This window comes from Pseudomonas sp. A6 (assembly GCF_052367875.1).
In the GTDB taxonomy this organism is placed as follows: Bacteria; Pseudomonadota; Gammaproteobacteria; order Pseudomonadales; family Pseudomonadaceae; genus Pseudomonas; species Pseudomonas citronellolis.
In genome coordinates, this window is record NZ_CP198970.1 from 485,671 (window position 1) to 506,446 (window position 20,776).

Below are 20,776 nucleotides of genomic sequence, written 5' to 3' on the forward strand. Positions count from 1 at the left end.
TTCGCGAGCAAGAACTAGGCGTCCCCCTCGCTCCTACGAAGAGCATCCCCACCGAGCCATCATCCCCAATCCACCCGACGACCGGCCTGCGTCCTAGCGCCGCGCCAACCCAAGAATGATCTTCCACTGCTCCTCGCTCACCGGCATCACCGACAAACGGCTGCCGCGCTGCACCAGGGCCAGTTCCTCCAGCCCTGCGGCAGCCCTGATGGCAGCCAGCGGCAGCACTTCCCTGAACGCCTCCACGAAGCTCACGTCCCGCGCGCTCCAGGGGTTCTTCTCGGCGCTGGCCTTGGCGTCGTGGTAGGGGCTCTGCGGGTCCAGCGCCGTGGGATCGGGGTAGGCCTCGCCCTCGATGCGGGCGATGCCGGCCACGCCCGGCTGCGGGCAGCTGGAGTGGTAGAAGAAGAACAGGTCGCCGGGCTGCATGCTGCGCACGAAGTTGCGTGCCTGGTAGTTGCGCACGCCATCCCAGCGCGCCTTGCCCAGGCGCTGCAGGTCATGGATCGACAGTTCGTCGGGTTCGGATTTCATCAGCCAGTGCGGCATGACTCTTGCTCCAGTTTCGCCGTTTTTGTGGGAAGCGACTGACTCCGACGACTGGACCAGGCATGGAATTGCGAGACGCTTTCCATTGTCGGAGAATGCCGCCGTTTTTCAGCTTGGCACGCGCCGGACGGACCAAAAACCACCGCCGGCCATCGTTGACAGTTTGCCTGGAAGGGGGAGGCAATCGATGAAGCGTAAGCCCGATCTGTTGTGGGTGCTGGTGATTCTTTTCGGCCTGGGCGTTGTCACCACCGGTTACACCCAGAGCCTGTGGGATCGCCAGGGCGAGGTCCCGGTCCAGGTGACCAAACAGCCCTGATCCACCCCGCCTGGCGCCGCAGGGAACGCGGCGCCTATGCGAGCGCGCCGTACCAGCCGGCGTCGCTGACGATGCCCTGCAGCGGCACATCCCAGCTGGCCAGGTCCAGCCTGTCCACCTTCTGGCATTCGTGCGCCAGGCCCAAAAGTGTCGGTTTGCGCCAGATTTTGCGCCTGCCCAGGTACGCCAGGGTGCGGTCGTAGAAACCCTTGCCCATGCCCAGGCGTCCGCCCCGTTCGTCGAAACCCACCAGCGGCAGCAGCACCAGGTCCAGCGCCCAGGGCTCGCGTTGGCGGCCGCGGTCCGGCAGCGGCTCGGCGATGCCGTAGCGGTTTTTCCGCCAGCGCTCACCGTTGCCGACGCGCTGGAAGGTCATGTGGGTGTGCGGCCAGCGGCTGAGCACCGGCAGGTAGGTGGCCTTGCCGCGTTTCTGCGCGGCCTTGAGCAGCGGGCGCGGGTCGATCTCGCCGTCGGCGGGCAGGTACAGGGCGATGTGGCGGGCGCGGCGGAACAGCGGATGTTGCGCCATGCGGCGTTGCAGGTCGCGGGCGGCCTGGCGTTGCTGTTGCGCGGTGAGCTTGCGGCGGGCCTGGCGCAGCAGGCGGCGCAGGGCGGCGCGGGAAAGGTCTTGGGCGTGGATCATGGTAGGAGGAAAGCTCCCCGGACATGCCGCTGTCGGGTTAGCCCTTGAACCCGAAAGTTCAAGGTGGCGGTTGCAGTAGGCTTTAAGGCTTTCCGTCGTGCGGACATGCACACCAGCCCAACTGGCAACCTCCGTTGTTGCGATTATCGGCTCAGGGACATCACCGACTGGCCAACACACCAGGGAGCGTGGCCAGTATACCCCAGGGTTTTCTCCGGGGTCAGTCTTCCCGCCCGGGCTGATCGGTGGTAAGGGCGCGGTCCACGCGCTCGAGCAGTTCGCGCACGCGCTCGCGGGTGCTGCTGTGCTCGTTGTCCATGCGCTCCTGCTTGTGCAGCAGGTCGTGGGTGATGTTCAGCGCGGCCATCACGGCGACGCGGTCGGCGCCGATGACCTTCCCGCTCGAGCGGATCTCGCGCATCTTGCTGTCCAGGTAGCGCGCGGCGCTTTCCAGGTTGACGCGCTCCTCGGCGGGGCACGTGATGCAGTATTCCTTGTCGAGAATCTGCACGTTCAGGGTGTTCGTCTGGCTCATGAGTCCTGCTCCAGGGCTTTCAGGCGCAAAATCATCGCTTCGACCTTGTGGCGCGCCAATTCGTTCTTCTCGATCAGATGAGCGCGCTCTTCGCGCCAACTCTTCTCGTTGGCCCGCAGCAGCCGGTTCTCCGCCTTGAGCTGTTCCAGGCGCTGGAGCAGGAGGTCGAATTTGGCGATCAGCGTTTGCAGGTCGGCGTCTTCCATGGGCTCTCGCTTGGGCAAGGGGATGACCGGAAACTATACAAGGTACGGCACCGCACGGGGTTGCCCGACATGCCGTCGCATGGTCTGACCGCGCCCGGCGGTGCTAGGATAGCCACTCTCATTCTATGCATAGCGCCTGGTGGCGCCTAGCGTCGATATTCAGGTCCCGCGCATGTCCACAGTAAATTCCGCCTACACCGCTTTCGCCAACCTGCTCGCCGAGGCGGCTCTGCCGATCTCCCCGGCGGAACTGCACGGCCACCTGCTCGGGCGCGTCTGCGCCGGCGCCGGCTTCGACCAGGGCGAGTGGCTGCAGGCCGCTTCCGAACTGCTCGGCGGCGAACTCAGCGAACGCCTGCAGGCGGCCCTGGGCGGCCTGCTGGGCATGGTCCAGCAGGACCTGAGCGCCGGCGAGATGGCCGTGGTGCTGATGCTGCCCAACGACGACGCCCCGCTGGCCGAGCGCGCCCAGGCCCTGGGCCAGTGGTGCCAGGGCTTCCTCGCCGGCTTTGGCCTGGCGCTGCGCCAGGCCAGCCTGTCCGACGAGGCCGACGAAGTGCTCCAGGACATCGCCGCCATCGCCCAGGTCCAGGGCCAGCTGGAAGAGTCCGAGGACGGCGAGACGGACTACATGGAAGTCCAGGAATACCTGCGGGTCGCCCCGCTGCTGCTGTTCTCCGAATTCGGCAAGGTGCCGGCGCCGGCCGACAAACCCTCCCTGCACTGAGGTAGCTGCATGATCCGTATCGCCAAACCGGAATACGCCCGTCGGCGCAAGGCGCTGATGGCGCAGATGGAGCCCAACAGCATCGCCATCCTGCCCGCGGCGCCGATGTACATCCGCAACCGCGACGTCGAGCACGTCTACCGCCAGGACAGCGACTTCCAGTACCTCACCGGTTTCCCCGAGCCGGAAGCGGTGATGGTGCTGATCCCCGGCCGCGAGCACGGTGAGTACGTACTGTTCTGCCGCGAGCGCGACCCCGAGCGTGAACTCTGGGACGGCCTGCGCGCCGGCCAGGACGGCGCGATCAGGGACTTCGGCGCCGACGACGCCTTCCCCATTGGCGACATCGACGACATCCTCCCCGGCCTGATCGAGGGCCGCGACCGCGTCTACTACGCGCTGGGCGCCAACCCCGAGTTCGACCGCCGGCTGATGGACTGGATCAACGTGATCCGCTCCAAGGCCCGCCAGGGCGCGCAGCCGCCGAACGAGTTCGTCGCCCTCGACCACCTGCTGCACGACCTGCGCCTGTACAAGAGCGCCGGCGAAGTGAAGGTGATGCGCTACGCCGCCGAGGTTTCCTGCGGCGCCCATATCCGCGCCATGCAGGCCTGCCGGCCGGGGCTCTACGAATACCACCTGGAGGCGGAGCTGGAATACGCCTTCCGCCTGGGCGGGGCGAAGATGCCGGCCTACGGCTCGATCGTCGCCACCGGGCGCAACGCCTGCATCCTGCACTACCGGGAGAACGACGTGCAGATCAAGGACGGCGACCTGATCCTGATCGACGCCGGCTGCGAGATCGACTGCTACGCCAGCGACATCACCCGCACCTTCCCGGCCAACGGCGTGTTCAGCCCCGAGCAGAAGGTCATCTACGAGCTGGTGCTGGAGGCCAACATGGCCGCCTTCGACTACATCGCCCCCGGCCGCCACTGGAACGAGGCCCACGAGGCCACCGTGCGCGTGATCACCGCCGGCCTGGTGAAGCTCGGCCTGCTCAAGGGCGACGTCGACGAACTGATCGCCAGCGAAGCCTACAAGGCCTTCTACATGCACCGCGCCGGCCACTGGCTGGGCATGGACGTGCACGACGTCGGCGAATACCGCGTCGGCGGCGAATGGCGCGTGCTCGAGCCGGGCATGTCGATGACCGTCGAGCCGGGCATCTACATCGCCCCGGACAACACCGACGTGCCGAAGAAATGGCGCGGCATCGGCGTGCGCATCGAGGACGACGTGGTGGTGACCAGGAGCGGTTGCGAAGTGCTGACCAACGGCGTGCCCAAGACCGTCGCCGCGATCGAGGCGCTGATGGCCGAAGCCAAGGCCCAGGCGGCCTGAGATGCAACGCGCGAACCTGGCGATCATCGGCGGCGGCCTGGTCGGCGCCAGCCTGGCGCTGATCCTGCAGGCCGGCGCCCGCGAGCGCGGCTGGCGCATCGTGCTCATCGAGCCGTTCGCCCCCGGCGACGCCTATCAGCCCAGCTATGACGCCCGCTCCTCGGCGCTGTCCTTCGGCAGCCGGCAGATCTACGAACGCCTCGACCTGTGGCAGCGCATCGCCCAGCGCGGCGAGCCGATCAGCCAGATCCACGTGTCCGACCGCGGGCGCTTCGGCTCCGCGCGCCTGACCGCAATGGAGGAGGGTGTGCCGGCGCTGGGCTACGTGGTGGAGAACGCCTGGCTCGGCCAGTGCCTGTGGCAGGCCCTGGACCACGAAGTGGTGAGCTGGCGCTGCCCGGCCGAAGTGCGCCGCATGCAGGCGCTGGACGACGGCTACCGGCTGACCCTGGACGACGACTCGATCCTGGACTGCGACCTCGCCGTGCTCGCCGACGGCGGCCGCTCCGGCCTGCGCGAGCAACTGGGCATCGGCGTGCGCGAGGCGCCCTACGGGCAGACCGCGCTGATCGCCAACGTCAGCCCCAGCGAGGAACACCGCGGCCAGGCCTTCGAACGCTTCACCGAACACGGGCCCATGGCCCTGCTGCCGCTGCCGGACAACCGCTGCGCGCTGGTCTGGACGCGCCCGCCGCGCGACGCCGAGCGCCTGCGCGAGCTGCCCGAGCGGCAGTTCCTCGACGAACTGCAGGCAGCCTTCGGTTACCGCCTGGGTGGCTTCCGCCAGGTCGGCGCGCGCTACTGCTACCCGCTGACCCTCAGCGAGGCCGAGGAACAGGTGCGCCCGCACCTGGTGGTGCTCGGCAACGCCGCGCACAGCCTGCACCCCATCGCCGGGCAGGGCTTCAACCTGTCGCTGCGCGATGCCCAGGCCCTGGCCGACCAGTTGCTCGGCGCCGGCGCCGCGCCCGGCGACTTCGCCGTGCTGCAGCGCTACCTGGAAGGCCAGCGCCTGGACCAGCAGATGACCGTCGGCTTCTCCGACCGCGTCACCCGCCTGTTCTCCAACGCCCAGCCGCTGCTGGCCACCGGGCGCAACCTGGGCCTGCTCGGCCTCGACCTGCTGCCGCCGGCCAAGCGCTGGTTCGCCCGCCAGGCCATGGGCCTGGGCGCGCGGCCGGTCTAGGGAGCGGCGATGTCCTCAGGCAAGATGGCCCGCCGCGCCCGCCTGCTGCGCTTCGGCCTCAACCTCTACCCGCCCTACATCGGCGCCGGCGTGCGGGTGCGCCACATCGCCCCGGACTTCCGCGAGGTGCGGGTGAAGATGGTGCTCTCGTGGTTCAACCGCAACTACGTCGGCACCCAGTTCGGCGGCAGCCTGTACAGCATGACCGACCCCTTCTTCATGCTCATGCTGATGGAGAACCTGGGGCGCGACTACATCGTCTGGGACAAGGCCGCCAACATCGAATTCATCACCCCGGGCAAGGGGCCGGTGTACGCCGAGTTCCGCATCGACCAGCAACTGCTGGACGAAGTCCGGGCGCAGACCGCCGACGGCGGCAAGTGCCTGCCCAAGCTGCACGCCGAGGTGCGCGACGGCGAGGGCACGCTGGTCGCGCGGGTGCAGAAGACCCTCTACATCAGGCTCAAGCCGCGCCTGCGCAAGGCCGGCTGACGACATGGAAAAAGGAATGCAGATGCACGCGGATCTGGTGATTGTCGGGGCGGGGATGGTCGGCAGCGCGCTGGCCCTGGCGTTGCAGGGCAGCGGCCTGGAAATCCTGCTGCTCGACGGCTCGCCGCTGAGCGTGAAGCCCTTCGACCGCGCGGCGCGCTTCGAGCCGCGGGTCAGCGCCCTGTCCGAGGCCAGCCGGCGCATCCTCCAGCGCCTGCACGCCTGGGACGGCATTCTCGCGCGGCGCGCCGAGCCCTATCGCGAGATGCACGTGTGGGACGGCTCCGGCACCGGCCAGGTGCACTTCAGCGCGGCCAGCGTGCATGCCGAGGTGCTCGGCCACATCGTCGAGAACCGCGTGGTGCAGGACGCCCTGCTGGAGCGCCTGCACGACACCACCCTCGGCCTGCTGCCCGGCGCGCGCCTGGAGCAGCTGCGCCACTCCGGCGACGACTGGCTGCTGACCCTGGCCGACGGCCGGCAGATCCGCACGCCGCTGGTGGTCGCCGCCGACGGCGCCAACTCCGCCGTGCGCCGCCTGGCCGGCTGCACCACCCGCGAGTGGGACTACCTGCACCACGCCATCGTCACCAGCGTGCGCTGCGAAAAACCGCACCAGGCCACCGCCTGGCAGCGCTTCACCGACGACGGCCCGCTGGCCTTCCTGCCGCTGTCCCGCGAGGGCGACAGGCACTGGTGCTCGATCGTCTGGTCGACCACCCCGGAACAGGCCGAACGCCTGATGGCGCTGGACGACGACGGCTTCCGCGAAGCCCTCGGCCGGGCCTTCGAGCATTGCCTGGGCGGCATCGAGCAGGTCGACCCGCGCCTGTGCATCCCGCTGCGCCAGCGCCACGCCAAGCGCTACGTGGAACCGGGCCTGGCGCTGATCGGCGACGCCGCGCACACCATCCACCCGCTGGCCGGGCAGGGCGTCAACCTGGGCTTCCTCGACGCCGCGGTGCTGGCCGAGGTGCTGATGCACGCCCACGCCCGTGGCGAGCGCATCGCCGACGAGCGCGTGCTGAGCCGTTTCGAGCGCCGGCGGATGCCGCACAACCTGGCGATGATGGCGGCGATGGAAGGCTTCCAGCGCCTGTTCCAGGCCGACCCGCTGCCGGTGCGCTGGCTGCGCAACGCCGGCCTGCGCCTGGTCGACCGCCACCACGAGGCCAAGGGCCTGTTCGTCCGCCAGGCGCTGGGGCTGTCCGGCGACCTGCCGACGCTGGCGAGGGTCTGAGGCGCCGCGACTCCGTGTCGCGGCGTGGTGAAACACCCGGTCACAAAGGTCGGCTCCGGGGCTAAATGAGGTTCCTTATCATCTGGAACCTCATTCCGCTACCCAGGAGCCGCCAGCATGTCGGTACGCAAAGGCCTTCTCGCTTCCCTCGCCCTCACCGCACTGGCCGGCACCGCCCAGGCCGCCGACGAGGTGGTGGTCTACTCCTCGCGCATCGACGAGCTGATCAAGCCGGTGTTCGACGCCTACACCAAGAAGACCGGCGTGCAGGTCAAGTTCATCACCGACAAGGAAGCGCCGCTGATGGCGCGGATCAAGGCCGAGGGCGCCAACACCCCGGCCGACCTGCTGCTCACCGTGGACGCCGGCAACCTCTGGCAGGCCGAGAAGATGGGCATCCTGCAGCCGTTCGACTCGCCGACCCTCGACGCCAACATCCCCCCGCAGTACCGCTCCGGCACCGACAGCTGGACCGGCCTGTCGCTGCGCGCGCGGACCATCGCCTACTCCACCCAGCGGGTGAAGCCTGAGGAGCTGAGCACCTACGAGGCCCTGGCCGACAAGCAGTGGGAAGGCCGCCTGTGCCTGCGCACGGCGAAGAAGGTCTACAACCAGTCGCTGACCGCCACCCTGATCGAGACCCACGGCGAGCAGAAGACCGAGCAGATCCTCAAGGGCTGGGTGGGCAACCTGGCCACCGACGTGTTCTCCGACGACACCGCGCTGCTCCAGGCCATCGCCGCCGGCCAGTGCGACGTCGGCCTCGTCAACACCTACTACTACGGGCGCCTGCACAAGCAGAAGCCGGACCTGCCGATCAAGCTGTTCTGGCCGAACCAGGGCGACCGCGGCGTGCACGTCAACCTCTCGGGCATCGGCCTGACCAGGCACGCGCCGCACCCCGAGCAGGCCAAGGCCCTGGTGGAATGGATGACCGGCCCCGACGCCCAGGCGCTGTTCGCCTCGCTGAACCAGGAATTCCCGGCCAACCCGAAGGTCGCGCCCTCGGAGGAAGTGGCGGCCTGGGGCAGCTTCAAGGCCGACAGCATCCCGGTGGAAGTCGCCGGCAAGCGCCAGGCCGAAGCCATCAAGCTGATGGACCGGGCGGGTTGGAACTGATGGCGGCAGGCGGCAGGCTACAGGCTGCCGGCCAGAGCGACGGGGCCCCTTGTAGGAGCGAGCTTGCTCGCGAACCCGGGCCGCGTGCCGGGGCGTTCGCGAGCAAGCTCGCTCCTACGAAAAGCCCATCCCCCGCTCTTCGCCGGCAGCCTGCCGCTTGTAGCCTGCAGCCCGAATAACCATGTCCCGCCGCTGGTACCCCATCACCTTCTCCATCGCCGCCCTGGTGGCGTTGCCGCTCGTCGTGCTGGCGCTGAGCTGGGGCGAGGTCGACACGGAAATCTGGGCGCACCTGTGGGACACCCAGCTGCCGCGCCTGCTGGGCAACAGCCTGGTGCTGGTGCTTGGCGTCGGCATCGGCGTGACCCTGCTGGGCACCAGCCTGGCCTGGCTCACCGCGCTCTGCGAGTTCCCCGGGCGGCGCTGGCTGGACTGGGCGCTGATGCTGCCCTTCGCCATCCCGGCCTACGTGCTGGCGTTCGTCTTCGTCGGCCTGCTGGACTTCGCCGGGCCCTTGCAGACGCTGCTGCGCGAATGGTTCGGCAGCGGCCTGCGGCTGCCCCGGGTGCGTTCCACCGGCGGGGTGATCCTGGTCCTGGTGCTGGTCTTCTACCCCTACGTCTACCTGCTGGCGCGCGGCGCCTTCCTGGCCCAGGGCCGCGGCCTCACCGAGGCGGCGCGGGTGCTCGGGCTGTCGCCCTGGCAGGCCTTCTGGCGAGTGGCGCTGCCCATGGCGCGGCCGGCCATCGGCGCCGGCCTGGCGCTGGCGATCATGGAGACCCTGGCCGACTTTGGCGCCGTCTCGGTGTTCAACTTCGACACCTTCACCACCGCCATCTACAAGACCTGGTACGGCTTCTACAGCCTGTCCAGCGCCACCCAGCTGGCCAGCCTGCTGCTGCTCGGGGTGTTCCTGGTGGTGCTCGGCGAGCGCCATAGCCGCGGCCGCGTCGTGGCCGGCAGCGAGAAGCCGCGCACCGCGCCGCTGTACCGCCTGCGCGGGTTCAAGGCCTTCGCCGCCAGCGCCTGGTGCGGCCTGGTGTTCGCCTGTGCCTTCGCCATTCCCCTGGCGCAGCTGCTGGCCTGGTGCTGGCAGCGCGGCCGCTTCGACCTCGACGAGCGCTACTGGGGCCTGCTCTGGCACAGTCTCGGCCTGGGCGCCACGGCGGCGGCGCTGTGCGTGGTGGTCGGCCTGCTGCTGGCCTTCGCCCGCCGGCAGACGCCGGCGAAGCCGGTGCGCACCGCGGTGGGCCTGGCCAACCTCGGCTACGCGGTGCCCGGCTCGGTGCTGGCGGTGGCGATCATGCTGGCCTTCAGCTGGCTGGACAACCACTGGGTGATCCCGCTCTCCAGCGCCTTGGGCGGCGCCGGCAAGCCGTTGCTGCTGGGCAGCCTGGGGGCGCTGTTGCTGGCCTACCTGATCCGCTTCCTGGCGGTGGCCGAGGGGCCGCTGGAAAGCACCCTGATGCGCATCCGCCCGTCCTTCGCCGAGGCTTCGCGCAGCCTCGGCGTGGCGGGGCCGGCGCTGTTCGCCCGCGTCTACCTGCCGCTGCTGGCGCCGGGGCTGATGAGCGCCGCGCTGCTGGTGTTCGTCGACGTATTGAAGGAAATGCCGGCTACCCTGCTGATGCGTCCCTTCGGCTGGGACACCCTGGCCGTGCGCGTCTTCGAGATGACCAGCGAGGGCGAATGGGCCCGCGCCGCGCTGCCGGCGCTGAGCCTGGTGCTGGCCGGGCTGCTGCCGGTGGTGCTGCTGATCCGCCGTTCCGCAGCCAGCGCGGCGGGGCGCGACTCGACCGTCGGCCGAGGTGTCCAGGCACCGGCCTAGCGGCTACAATGCGCCGGTTTCGTGCGGGCCGCCCTCGCGCTCCGCATCCGCCATTCCCGGAAGGAGAACACCCATGGGACAGCGCACCCCGCTCTACGACCTGCATGTCGCCCTCGGCGCGAAAATCGTCGATTTCGGCGGTTGGGACATGCCCCTGCACTATGGTTCGCAGGTCGAAGAGCACCACCAGGTCCGCCGTGACTGCGGCGTGTTCGACGTCTCCCACATGACCGTGGTCGACGTCACCGGCCCGCAGTCCAGGGAATACCTGCAACGCCTGCTCGCCAACGACGTCGAGCGCCTGCAGGTGCCCGGCAAGGCGCTGTACAGCGGCATGCTCAACGAGCGCGGCGGGGTGGTCGACGACCTCATCGTCTACCTGGGCGTGTACGGCTACCGCGTGGTGGTCAACGCCGCCACCCGCGAGAAGGACCTGGCCTGGATGCAGGCCCACACCGAGGGCTTCGAGGTCCAGCTGCAGGCGCGCCCGGACCTGGCCATGCTGGCCGTCCAGGGCCCCAACGCGCGGGACAAGACCGCCGAGCTGGTGAGCCCCTCCCGCGCCACCCTGATCCGCGAACTCAAGCCGTTCCAGGGCAAGGCCGACGGCGACTGGTTCATCGCCCGCACCGGCTACACCGGCGAGGACGGCCTGGAGATCATGCTGCCGGCCGCCGAGGCGCCGGGCTTCCTCAACGAACTGGTGGGCGCCGGCATTTCCCCCGCCGGCCTGGGCGCGCGCGACACCCTGCGCCTGGAAGCCGGGATGAACCTCTACGGTCAGGACATGGACGAGGAGGTCTCGCCCCTGGCCGCCAACATGGGCTGGACCGTCGCCTGGGAGCCGGCCGGGCGCGACTTCATCGGCCGCCAGGCCCTGGAGGCCCAGCGCGCCGCCGGCGACCAGCCGAAGCTGGTCGGCCTGGTGCTGGAGGAGCGCGGCGTGCTGCGCGCCCACCAGGTGGTGCGGGTGGCCGGCATCGGCGAGGGCGAGATCACCAGCGGCAGCTTCTCCCCGACCCTCGGCAAGTCCATCGCCCTGGCCCGCCTGCCGGCGGCCACCGGCGACCGCGCCGAGGTGGAAATCCGTGGCAAGTGGTACCCGGTGCGCGTCGTTCAGCCGAATTTCGTGCGTCATGGCAAGGCCCTGATCTAAATTGCATAGGCGACCCGTCGTCGCCGCTGCCCCGTCCCCGAGGAAAACAAGATGAGCAACATTCCCGCCGACCTGCGTTACGCCGCCAGCCACGAGTGGGCGCGCCTGGAAGCCGACGGTACCGTCACCGTGGGCATCTCCGACCATGCCCAGGAAGCCCTGGGCGACGTGGTCTTCGTCGAGCTGCCGGAGCTCGGCAAGCAACTCAACGCTGGCCAGGAAGCCGGCGTGGTGGAATCGGTCAAGGCCGCCTCCGACATCTACGCCCCGGTCGGTGGCGAGGTGATCGCCATCAACGAGGTCCTGGCCGACACCCCCGAGGAAGTCAACAACGACCCCTACGGCTCCTGGTTCTTCAAGCTCAAGCCGAGCAACCCGGCCGAGCTGGACAAGCTGCTCGACGCCGCCGGCTACCAGGCCGCCTGCGACGCGGACGCCTGATCGCCGCGCCGAACCCGCAAGGCCCCGCTCAGTCGGGGCCTTGTTCTTCCTGCCTGGCCTATCCTGTGTGGATCGTGCATTCCCGATCGAGGTCCAGGCCATGTCGAAAAGCCCTTCGCTGTCCCAGCTGAACCAGCCCGATGCCTTCCTGCGCCGCCACCTCGGCCCCGACGAGGCGGAGCGACGGACGATGCTCGAGGCCCTGGGTGTCGCCAGCCTCGACGACCTGATCGTGCAGACGGTGCCGCCGGCCATCCGCCTGAACCGCCCGCTGGAGCTGCCGGCGGCGCTGGACGAGCAGGGCGCCCTGGCCAGGCTGCGCGGCTATGCGCAGCAGAACCAGCTGTGGACCAGCCTGATCGGCACCGGCTACTACGGCACCGTCACGCCCACGGTGATCCTCCGCAACGTGCTGGAGAACCCCGGCTGGTACACCGCCTACACCCCCTACCAGCCGGAGATCGCCCAGGGCCGCCTGGAGGCGCTGCTGAACTTCCAGCAGCTGACCATCGACCTCACCGGCCTGGACCTGGCCAGCGCCTCGCTGCTCGACGAGGCCACCGCCGCCGCCGAGGCCATGGCCCTGGCCAAGCGCGTGGCCAAGGCCAAGAGCAACCTGTTCTTCGTCGACGTGAACTGCCACCCGCAGACCATTTCCGTGGTGCGCACCCGCGCCGAGGCCTTCGGCTTCGACCTGGTGCTGGACGAACTGGACAACCTGGGCCAGCACGCCGTGTTCGGCGCGCTGCTGCAGTACCCGGACAGCCGCGGCGAGGTCCGCGACCTGCGCCCGCTGATCGATGCCCTGCACGCCCGGCAGGCCATCGCCTGCGTCGCCGCCGACCTGCTCAGCCTGCTGCTGCTGACGCCGCCGGGCGAACTGGGCGCCGACGTGGTGCTCGGCAGCGCCCAGCGCTTCGGCGTGCCCATGGGCTACGGCGGGCCCCACGCAGCCTTCTTCGCCACCCGCGACGAATTCAAGCGGGCCATGCCGGGGCGGATCATCGGCGTATCCCGCGATGCCCGCGGCAACACCGCGCTGCGCATGGCGCTGCAGACCCGCGAGCAGCACATCCGCCGCGAGAAGGCCAACTCCAACGTCTGCACCTCGCAGGTGCTGCTGGCCAACATCGCCAGCCTCTACGCCGTCTACCACGGCCCCGAGGGCCTCAAGCGCATCGCCCAGCGCGTGCACCGGCTCACCGCCATCCTCGCCGCCGGGCTGTTCGCCAAGGGCCTCAAGCGCGTCAATGCGCACTTCTTCGACACCCTGACCCTGGAGGTGGGCGCGCAGCAGGCGGCCATCCTCGAACGCGCCCGCGCGGCGCGCTACAACCTGCGCATCGTCGGCGAGGACCGCCTGGGCGTCAGCCTGGACGAAACCTGCAGCGCCGAAACCGTCGCCACGCTGTTCGACATCTTCCTCGGCGCCGGCCACGGCCTGAGCATCGCCGTGCTGGATGCCGGCGACCTCTCCGACGGCATCCCCGGCACCCTGCAGCGCCGCTCCGGCTACCTGGGCCACCCGGTGTTCAACCGCCACCACAGCGAAACCGAGATGCTGCGCTACCTGCGCCAGCTCGAAGGCAAGGACCTGGCGCTGAACCAGGCGATGATCCCGCTGGGCTCCTGCACCATGAAGCTCAACGCCACCAGCGAGATGATCCCCATCACCTGGCCGGAGTTCGCCAACCTGCACCCCTTCGTGCCGCGCGAGCAGGCCGAGGGCTACCGGCTGATGATCGACGAGCTGGAGAGCTGGCTGCGCGTCATCACCGGCTTCGACGCCATCTGTATGCAGCCCAACTCCGGGGCCCAGGGCGAGTACGCCGGGCTGCTGGCGATCCGCAAGTACCACGAGAGCCGCGGCGAGGGGCACCGCAACGTCTGCCTGATCCCGTCCTCGGCCCACGGCACCAACCCGGCCTCGGCGATCATGGCGAGCATGCGCGTGGTGATAGTCGAGTGCGACAAGGGCGGCAACGTCGACCTGGAAGACCTCAAGCTCAAGGCCGCCGAGGCCGGCGCCCAGCTGGCCTGCCTGATGATCACCTACCCCTCGACCCACGGCGTGTACGAGGAGGGCATCCGCGAGATCTGCGAGGTTATCCACAGCCACGGCGGCCAGGTCTACATGGACGGCGCCAACCTCAACGCCCAGGTCGGCCTGGCGCGGCCGGCGGACATCGGCGCCGACGTGTCGCACATGAACCTGCACAAGACCTTCTGCATCCCCCACGGCGGTGGCGGCCCGGGCATGGGCCCGATCGGCGTGAAGAAACACCTGGCGCCGTTCGTCGCCAACCACCCGGTGATCCGCATCGAAGGCCCCAACCCGTTGAACGACGCGGTCAGCGCCGCGCCCTGGGGCAGCGCCAGCATCCTGCCGATCAGCTGGATGTATATCGCCATGATGGGCCCGCAGCTGGCCGACGCCACCGAGGTGGCCATCCTCAGTGCCAACTACCTGGCCCAGCGCCTGGACGGTGCCTTCCCGGTGCTCTACCGCGGGCGCAACGAGCGCGTGGCCCACGAATGCATCCTCGACCTGCGGCCGCTCAAGGCGCAGACCGGGATCAGCGAGGAGGACGTGGCCAAGCGCCTGATGGACTACGGCTTCCACGCCCCGACCATGTCCTTCCCGGTGCCCGGCACGCTGATGGTGGAGCCCACCGAGAGCGAGTCGCTGCACGAGCTGGACCGCTTCGTCGAGGCGATGCTGAGCATCCGCGCGGAAATCGCCAAGGTGGAAACCGGCGAATGGCCGGCCGAGGACAACCCGCTCAAGCGCGCCCCGCACACCCTGGCCGACGTCACCGGCCCCTGGGAGCGGCCCTACGGCATAGCTGAGGCGGTGACCCCCAGCGAGCACACCCGCGCCTTCAAGTACTGGCCGGCGGTGAACCGGGTGGACAACGTGTTCGGCGACCGCAACCTGTTCTGCGCCTGCGTGCCGGTGGACGAGTACCGGGAGTGAAGGGGCAAGCGTCCCGAGGCTTTTCGTAGGAGCGAGCTTGCTCGCGAACGGACACCGCCGCGGGGCTCGTTCGCGAGCAAGCTCGCTCCTACAGGGCCGTAGCCCATGGGCGCTGGTGTTCCAGCCGGCGGCGGATAACGCTTCGCGTTATTCGCCCTACGGTTCGGGCGGGTTGTAGCTCCGTAGGATGGCGTTGAGCGCAGCGATACCCATCGCCACAACCGCATGGGTTTCGCAAGCTCGACCCATCCTACGGTCTGGATGAGATCCGCTCCTACGAAATACCGAGCCCCCTGTAGGAGCGGGCCCTGCCCGCGATTCGCGCGCAAGGCGCGCTCCTACAAAGGCACGGTGTGGAGGCAAACCGTAGGATGGCGTTGAGCGCAGCGATACCCATCGCCACGGCCGCATGGGGTTCGCAAGTTCGACCCATCCTACGGTCTGGATGAGATCCGCTTCTACGAAATGCCGAACCCCCTGTAGGAGCGGGCCCTGCCCGCGATTCGCGCGCAAGGCGCGCTCCTACAAGGGCACGGTGTGGAGGCAAACCGTAGGATGGCGTTGAGCGCAGCGATACCCATCGCCACGGCCGCATGAGTTTCGCAAGCTCAACCCATCCTACGAAGCGCCGTCACTGCGCCACGCCGTCCTGGCTCATCAGGATGGCATTGGCCAGCTCCATGTCGCTGCGTTGCTGCAGTTCCGGATGATCGCTGCGCAGGCGCTGCAATGCGGCCTCCAGGTACGGGCCGCGGATGGCGCCGTCGCTGGCCACGTAGCTGCCGGCGTCGTCGCGGGCGGCGAGGATCAGCTTGTGGTCGTGCTTGAAGGTCAGGTAGGTCGAGGCGGTGGTGGCCCCGGAGGAGATGATGTCGCGCCAGAAGCTGTCGGCCATGGCCGGGGCCAGGGGAAGCAGGGCGAAGACAGCCAGGATGCCGGTCAATTTGAACATGCGCATGGGAGTTGCTCCTCCGTAGGTCCGCATACCTTTCTGAGCGCTCGGCGCTACCAGGGGTTCCGGTTATCTGGATGACCGGTTCGCGGTTGCGTCAGTCCCGTCTTGGGACTAGCATGTGCCGATGAAAATCATCGCCATCGGCAACCTGCGCGATTTCTGGACGGCCCATCCGGACGCGGAGCAACCGCTCAAGGCCTGGATCGATGAAGCCAAGGCCGCGACCTGGAGCCAGCCGGGCGACATCAAGGCCAGGTATGCCAGCGCGAGCATCCTCAAGAGCCGTCGGGTGGTGTTCAACATCAAGGGCAACGACTATCGACTGATCGTCGCGGTTGCCTACCGGTTCGGCGCGGTCTACATCAAGTTCATCGGCACGCACGCGCAGTACGATGCCGTCGACGCGAATACCGTCGAGATGGAGTGAGAGAGCATGCACATCCGACCTATCCATACGCACGAGGACTACAAGGCCAGCCTCAAGGAACTGTCCGTCTACTTCGATGACGAGCCGGAGCCCGGCACCCCCGAGGGGGATCGTTTCGAAGTGCTGTTGACGCTGGTCGAGGCCTATGAGGCCAAGCACTACCCGGTCGAGGCGCCGCACCCCATCGAGGCCATCAAGTTCCGCATGGAGCAGGGCGGCCTGACCGTCAAGGACCTGGTGCCCTCGATTGGCCAGCCCAACCGCGTCTATGAGGTGCTGTCCGGCAAGCGCAGCCTGACGCTGCCGATGATCCGCAAGCTGCATCGCAACCTGGGGATTCCCGCCGAGAGTCTGATCGCCGAGTACGCCTGAGGCGAGCGCATCGAAAAGCCCGCTGCCCCGTGAGGAGCTGCGGGCTTTTGCGTGTCCGGGGAGTGCCGTTCAGCGTTCGCCGGCCAGCAATGCACTGGCCAGCTCCATGTCGCTGCGTTGCTGCAACTGCGGATAATCGCTGCGCAGCCGCTGCAGCTCGGCTTCCAGCCAGGGGCCGCGGATGGCGCCGGCGCTGGCGACGAAGCTGCCGGCGTCCTCGGCCAGCGGGCTGACCAGTTTGTGGTCGTCGCGGCTGGTGAGGTAGCTGGAGGCGGTGGTGGCGCCGGTGGACAGCACGCCGCGCCAGAAGCCGGCGTCTTCGGCCTGGGCGGCGGCGAAGGGGAGGGTGGACAGGGCGACGGCCAGGGCCGCTCCGGGGATACGCATGGGTGCTCCTTGGGTGACTGCGTTCGCGTCCCCTCAGAGTGCGTGCCCGCCGGCGAGTTCCGGAGCGCCTGGTGGAATCAGGCGCTTCCGAGCGGCGCCGTCATTCTCCCTTCAGCGCCGGGTCGTCGGGGTTCTGCTGTTCCAGCTCGGCCAGTTGCATCTGCACCTTCTCCAACTGGCCGATCTCGCGCAGGTAGGCGATCAGCGCCAGGCGCGCGTCGCGGTTGGCCGGGTGGCGTTGCAGCAGTTGCTCCAGCTGGCGGCAGGCGGCGTCGGCCTGGCCGGTGTCGTGCAGGCCGATGGCCAGGATGTAGCGGAACTGGGCGCTGTCCGGGGCCAGGCGCACCGCTTCCTGCAGCTCCTTGAGCGCCGCGTCGCGCTGGCCCTGGCGGATCAGCGCCAGGCCCAGGGCATGGTGCAGCAGGCCGGACTGCGGGTGGCGCTTGAGCGCGCCGTCCAGCAGCTGGCGGGCTTCGTCGGGGCGCTGGCGGGCTTCCAGCCACTGGTAGAGGCTGACCAGCGCCGGCAAGAAGTCGGGGTCGCGCACCAGGGCCGCGCGCAGCGCCGGTTCCACTTCGGCGTCGCGGCCGGTGACCTGGTAGAGCATGGCGCGGTTGAGGTTGGGCTCGGCGCGCTCGGCCAGGCTCAGCTGGACCTCCTCGTATTCCTTCAGGCCCTTGGCCAGCGGCGCCTGCAACCCGGCGCGCACCTCCGGCGGCAGTTGCGCCAGTTGCCAGGTGGCGGAGAGGCGCACGGCGCGCAGCGGGTCGTCCAGCAGCGGGGCCAGCAGCAGCGCCTGGCGCGGCGGGCTGGCCAGGGCGGCGACCGCGCCTATGGCGGCGTTGCGCACCAGCGGGTCGTTGTCCTTCAGGCCCTGGGCGGCCAGTTCCAGGGAGCGCGGGCTGGGATAGGCGGGCAGTTCGGCGAGCAGGGTGGCGCGGCGGATCGCCGGCAGGTCGCTGCTGGCCAGCAGCAGGTGCAGCGCCCGCGAGGCGCCGGGCTGGCCGTTGCGGGCCTTCCACAGGGTGTCGTCGTAGCGCGGCACGGCGCCGGCCGGCTTGGCGTCGCTGGCGTACCATAGGCGGAACTGCTCGCTGACCTTGGAGGCGCTGTCGCGGTGGCAACCCATGCAGGCGTCCGGCGCGCCTATCTTCTGCGCGTGCTGCGGGTCGGGGATGCTGAAGCTGTGGTCATGCCGGTAGTGGTTGACCATGTAGTACTTGCCCGGCATGTGGCAGGACGTGCACTGCGCGCCAGGCGTGCCGCTCTGGTGGTGGTGATGTTCGGGCGAGTCGTAGTTCTTCGCCAGCAGGCCCTTGCCGTCGATGCCCGGGCGCACCGGCTTGCCGGCCGGGTTGTGGCACTGCAGGCAGAGGCCGTTGCCGGCGATCTTCACCTGGCCGCTGTGGGGGTTGTGGCAGTCGGTGCACTTCACGCCCTTCTCGAACATCTTGCTCTGGGTGAAGGAGCCCCACTCGAAGACCTCGTCCTTGATCTTGCCGTCGATCTGGTACAGCTCGCGGGTCAGCAGGCTGGGCAGGTAGTCGTCCATGAACCGGTGGCGGTGCTGGAAGCCGTCGCCCAGGGGCGCGCGGCGGGCGTGGCAGCGTGCGCAGTTCTCCACCAGCTCGCTGGCGGCGGTGCTGGCGCCCAGCGGCTTGTCGAAGCCGCGGCTGGCGTCGCCGTCGGGTTTCTGCGCCCATTCCAGGTGGCGCGAGGCCGGGCCGTGGCAGGCCTGGCAGCCGACGCCCAGGCTCTGCCAGTGGCTGGCGAAGGCGTTCTTGTCGGCGTCGAAGTTGCGCTTGAACTCGGTGGTGTGGCACTCGATGCACATGAAGTTGGCGTTCTGCGTCGGGCGCGTCCAGTGCAGCTCGTCCTTGAAGTCGATGCGTTGCCCGGGGTTGAGTTCGAACCAGCGCTGCTTCTGGGTATCCCAGGCGACACCGAGGGCCTGCAGGCGGCCGCCGGGGTATTCCAGCAGGTACTGCTGCAGCGGCGCCACGCCGAAGGTGTAGGCCACCTTGAAGTCCGCCGGCTTGCCGTCGGCGCCCGGGGTGTTCACCCAGAATTCCTCGCCCTTGCGGAAAAAGCGGGTGCTTTCGGCCTCGCCCTTGAACCTGGCGTCGGCGAAGTCGCCCAGCACGTTGGCTTCGTTGGCCACCTGCATCGCCTTGTGGTGATGCGAGCCCTGCCAGTCCTGGAACTGGCCCTGGTGGCAGCCCTGGCATTGCTGCTCGTCGACGAAGCCGGCCTTCGGCGCCTCGGCCACCACGGGTTTCGCCGGGGGCGCGGGCGGGCTCGCGACGGGCAGCGACGGGGCGCTGTGCTCGACGTACCACCAGGCGCCCGCGCTGGCCAGCAACAGCACGGCCACCAGCGCGGCAGCCAGGCGCCGCGCCAGGCGGGGAGGGGAAGTGGGTCGGGCCGGTGCGGCCCCTTTGCGGTCTTTCTTATGGGCAGGCTTCTGCATGCGACGTCCGTTGTTCGGGCAGCCATGTATCACGGTGGCAGCAGCTTCAGTGACTGCCGGGGGTATGTCAAACCCGGTTCCGCCGCAGTGGCGGCGGCCCCTCGAAAGGATGAGGCGCGTTCAGGGCTGGCGGATGGCGGCGACCCGGGCGCTGTCCACCTTCACCGCCGGGTTGCCGAACTGCGCCGTGAGGTAGTTGACCAGGGTGGCGATCTGCTGGTCGTCGAGCGCGCCGGCGAAGCCGGGCATGAACACTTTCTGCCCGGCGCTTTCGCGGTGCACGCCGGTGAGCACGACCTGCACCAGGTTGTCCGGCTGCCACGCGCCCACCGTGGTGTTGCGGCTGAGCATGGGGTAGTAGGCGTCCTGCGTGCCCTGGCCGTTCCAGCCGTGGCAACTGGCGCAGTTGCCGAGGAACAGCCGGGCGCCGTCGTCGCGGGTCTGGGCATCGAAGTCCTCGCCGCGCAGCGACACCACGTCGTCGGCGGGGCCGCCCCAGGCGAAGCGCGGCTTGCGCTCGCCGTCGCCGACCGCCCTGACGCTGCGCAGGTAGTTGGCGATGGCCTGCAGGTCGTCGGACCGCAGGTACTGGAAGCTGTGCTCCACGGCCTCGGCCATGGGCCCGGCGGCCTGGGCCTTGCCGGGCAGGCGGCCGCTGCGCAGGTACTGCGCCAGTTCGGCGTCGCTCCAGCCGCCGATGCCGGCGTGGGTGTCGCTGGTGATGTTGTAGGCGTACCAGCCGCCTAGGGCGGCGCCGGCGAGGTAGCCGCTGCCCTTCTCGTCCAGAGCCTTCTCCTGGAAGGCCAGGCCGCGCGGGGTATGGCAGGTGCCGCAGTGGGCCAGGCCCTGCACCAGGTAGGCGCCGCGGTTCCAGGCCGCGCTCTGTTTCGGGTTGGGCTGGAAGGGCCGGTCGTCGTGGAACAGCGCGTTCCAGACGGCCAGCGGCCAGCGCATGTTCAGCGGCCAGGGGATGTCGCTGTCGCGGTTGGCCTGGGCCACGGCCTCGACGCCGCCGCGCAGGAAATAGGCGTAGAGGGCCTGCATGTCCGCGTCGCCGATCTTGGCGTAGGCGGTGTAGGGCATCGCCGGGTAGAGGTGCAGGCCGCCCCTGGCCACGCCTTCGCGCAGGGCGCGGGCGAAGTCTTCATAGCTGTAGCTGCCGATGCCGGTGCGTGGATCGGGGGTGATATTGGTGGAGTAGACCGCGCCCAGCGGGGTGGTCAGCGCCAGGCCGCCGGCGAAGGGCTGGCCGCCGGGCGCGGTGTGGCAGGCGGCGCAGTCGCCGGCGCGGGCCAGGTATTCGCCGCGCTGCAGCAGCTCGGGCGGCGCTGGGTCCAGGGCCGGGGCGGCCTGGGCCAGGCAGGGCAGCAGGAGGAGGGTGGCCAGCAGGCGGGCGGGCATGC

The 20,776-nt window shown here is 69.3% G+C and carries 21 protein-coding genes and 1 other RNA gene; 13 read left to right on the forward strand and 9 right to left on the reverse strand.

The window, feature by feature from the left end; all coding sequences use genetic code 11:
• Positions 1–93 precede the first annotated feature (93 nt).
• Positions 94–549 (reverse strand): EVE domain-containing protein, encoded by a 456-nt coding sequence (locus ACTWJ5_RS02130; RefSeq protein ID WP_058072643.1) that lies wholly within the window; start codon positions 547–549, stop codon positions 94–96.
• A gap of 187 nt (positions 550–736) precedes the next feature.
• Here ACTWJ5_RS02130 and ACTWJ5_RS02135 point away from each other — a divergent pair, with 187 nt between their 5' ends.
• On the forward strand, positions 737–868 hold the full coding sequence (locus tag ACTWJ5_RS02135) for a hypothetical protein (protein WP_009615095.1): 132 nt from the start codon (positions 737–739) through the stop codon (positions 866–868).
• A 34-nt stretch (positions 869–902) separates the two neighbouring features.
• Here the strand turns inward: ACTWJ5_RS02135 and ACTWJ5_RS02140 are convergent, their stop codons facing one another.
• From ACTWJ5_RS02140 to ACTWJ5_RS02155, 4 genes are all read right to left on the reverse strand, one after another.
• Positions 903–1,511: a 5-formyltetrahydrofolate cyclo-ligase gene (locus tag ACTWJ5_RS02140; RefSeq protein WP_009615097.1), complete on the reverse strand. Its 609-nt coding sequence runs from the start codon at positions 1,509–1,511 to the stop codon at positions 903–905.
• A 10-nt stretch (positions 1,512–1,521) separates the two neighbouring features.
• A non-coding RNA gene (gene ssrS, locus ACTWJ5_RS02145) (6S RNA) lies at positions 1,522–1,700 on the reverse strand.
• Positions 1,701–1,731: 31 nt separating this feature from the next.
• Positions 1,732–2,046 (reverse strand): cell division protein ZapA, encoded by a 315-nt coding sequence (locus ACTWJ5_RS02150; protein ID WP_009615099.1) that lies wholly within the window; start codon positions 2,044–2,046, stop codon positions 1,732–1,734.
• Positions 2,043–2,252, reverse strand: a complete 210-nt coding sequence (locus tag ACTWJ5_RS02155) for a TIGR02449 family protein (protein ID WP_009615100.1) — start codon at positions 2,250–2,252, stop codon at positions 2,043–2,045. The genes ACTWJ5_RS02150 and ACTWJ5_RS02155 overlap by 4 nt, the downstream gene beginning before the upstream one ends.
• Before the next feature lie 172 nt (positions 2,253–2,424).
• Here ACTWJ5_RS02155 and ACTWJ5_RS02160 point away from each other — a divergent pair, with 172 nt between their 5' ends.
• The 10 genes from ACTWJ5_RS02160 to gcvP all read left to right on the forward strand — a co-directional run bounded on the left by ACTWJ5_RS02160 (position 2,425) and on the right by gcvP (position 14,762).
• Positions 2,425–2,979 carry a UPF0149 family protein gene (locus ACTWJ5_RS02160; protein ID WP_061560486.1) on the forward strand — a complete coding sequence of 185 codons (555 nt, stop codon included), beginning with the start codon at positions 2,425–2,427 and terminating at the stop codon, positions 2,977–2,979.
• A gap of 9 nt (positions 2,980–2,988) precedes the next feature.
• A complete protein-coding gene (gene pepP, locus ACTWJ5_RS02165) occupies positions 2,989–4,323 on the forward strand; it encodes a Xaa-Pro aminopeptidase (protein ID WP_444437379.1) in 1,335 nt (444 codons plus the stop codon).
• Position 4,324: 1 nt separating this feature from the next.
• On the forward strand, positions 4,325–5,509 hold the full coding sequence (ubiH, locus tag ACTWJ5_RS02170; protein ID WP_444437380.1) for a 2-octaprenyl-6-methoxyphenyl hydroxylase: 1,185 nt from the start codon (positions 4,325–4,327) through the stop codon (positions 5,507–5,509).
• Positions 5,510–5,518: 9 nt separating this feature from the next.
• Complete coding sequence (locus ACTWJ5_RS02175) at positions 5,519–6,001, forward strand: DUF4442 domain-containing protein (protein WP_074977965.1); 483 nt, start codon at positions 5,519–5,521, stop codon at positions 5,999–6,001.
• A 22-nt stretch (positions 6,002–6,023) separates the two neighbouring features.
• Positions 6,024–7,241 carry a 2-octaprenyl-3-methyl-6-methoxy-1,4-benzoquinol hydroxylase gene (locus ACTWJ5_RS02180; protein ID WP_444437381.1) on the forward strand — a complete coding sequence of 406 codons (1,218 nt, stop codon included), beginning with the start codon at positions 6,024–6,026 and terminating at the stop codon, positions 7,239–7,241.
• A gap of 117 nt (positions 7,242–7,358) precedes the next feature.
• Positions 7,359–8,360, forward strand: coding sequence for an extracellular solute-binding protein (locus ACTWJ5_RS02185; RefSeq protein WP_444437382.1), 1,002 nt, complete (start codon positions 7,359–7,361; stop codon positions 8,358–8,360).
• A gap of 181 nt (positions 8,361–8,541) precedes the next feature.
• Positions 8,542–10,188, forward strand: a complete 1,647-nt coding sequence (locus ACTWJ5_RS02190) for an ABC transporter permease (protein WP_301500528.1) — start codon at positions 8,542–8,544, stop codon at positions 10,186–10,188.
• 73 nt (positions 10,189–10,261) lie between these two features.
• Positions 10,262–11,344 carry a glycine cleavage system aminomethyltransferase GcvT gene (gene gcvT, locus ACTWJ5_RS02195; protein ID WP_074977956.1) on the forward strand — a complete coding sequence of 361 codons (1,083 nt, stop codon included), beginning with the start codon at positions 10,262–10,264 and terminating at the stop codon, positions 11,342–11,344.
• Between the two features lie 51 nt (positions 11,345–11,395).
• A complete protein-coding gene (gcvH, locus tag ACTWJ5_RS02200; RefSeq protein WP_009615120.1) occupies positions 11,396–11,785 on the forward strand; it encodes a glycine cleavage system protein GcvH in 390 nt (129 codons plus the stop codon).
• Between the two features lie 100 nt (positions 11,786–11,885).
• Positions 11,886–14,762, forward strand: coding sequence for an aminomethyl-transferring glycine dehydrogenase (gene gcvP / locus ACTWJ5_RS02205; protein ID WP_444437383.1), 2,877 nt, complete (start codon positions 11,886–11,888; stop codon positions 14,760–14,762).
• A 631-nt stretch (positions 14,763–15,393) separates the two neighbouring features.
• Here gcvP and ACTWJ5_RS02210 read toward each other — a convergent pair.
• Positions 15,394–15,720 (reverse strand): DUF2388 domain-containing protein, encoded by a 327-nt coding sequence (locus ACTWJ5_RS02210; protein ID WP_074977952.1) that lies wholly within the window; start codon positions 15,718–15,720, stop codon positions 15,394–15,396.
• A gap of 121 nt (positions 15,721–15,841) precedes the next feature.
• Here ACTWJ5_RS02210 and ACTWJ5_RS02215 point away from each other — a divergent pair, with 121 nt between their 5' ends.
• Positions 15,842–16,144, forward strand: coding sequence for a type II toxin-antitoxin system HigB family toxin (locus tag ACTWJ5_RS02215; RefSeq protein ID WP_116424725.1), 303 nt, complete (start codon positions 15,842–15,844; stop codon positions 16,142–16,144).
• A gap of 6 nt (positions 16,145–16,150) precedes the next feature.
• A complete protein-coding gene (locus ACTWJ5_RS02220) occupies positions 16,151–16,516 on the forward strand; it encodes a helix-turn-helix domain-containing protein (RefSeq protein ID WP_074977948.1) in 366 nt (121 codons plus the stop codon).
• A 69-nt stretch (positions 16,517–16,585) separates the two neighbouring features.
• Here the strand turns inward: ACTWJ5_RS02220 and ACTWJ5_RS02225 are convergent, their stop codons facing one another.
• The 3 genes from ACTWJ5_RS02225 to ACTWJ5_RS02235 form a co-directional block, all read right to left on the reverse strand.
• Positions 16,586–16,903 carry a DUF2388 domain-containing protein gene (locus ACTWJ5_RS02225; protein ID WP_444437384.1) on the reverse strand — a complete coding sequence of 106 codons (318 nt, stop codon included), beginning with the start codon at positions 16,901–16,903 and terminating at the stop codon, positions 16,586–16,588.
• A 100-nt stretch (positions 16,904–17,003) separates the two neighbouring features.
• The gene (locus ACTWJ5_RS02230; protein ID WP_444437385.1) at positions 17,004–19,373 is read right to left on the reverse strand and encodes a tetratricopeptide repeat protein; all 2,370 of its coding nucleotides are present in this window, start codon (positions 19,371–19,373) and stop codon (positions 17,004–17,006) included.
• Positions 19,374–19,493: 120 nt separating this feature from the next.
• Positions 19,494–20,774, reverse strand: a complete 1,281-nt coding sequence (locus tag ACTWJ5_RS02235; protein ID WP_444437386.1) for a c-type cytochrome — start codon at positions 20,772–20,774, stop codon at positions 19,494–19,496.
• Between the last annotated feature and the right edge of the window lie 2 nt (positions 20,775–20,776).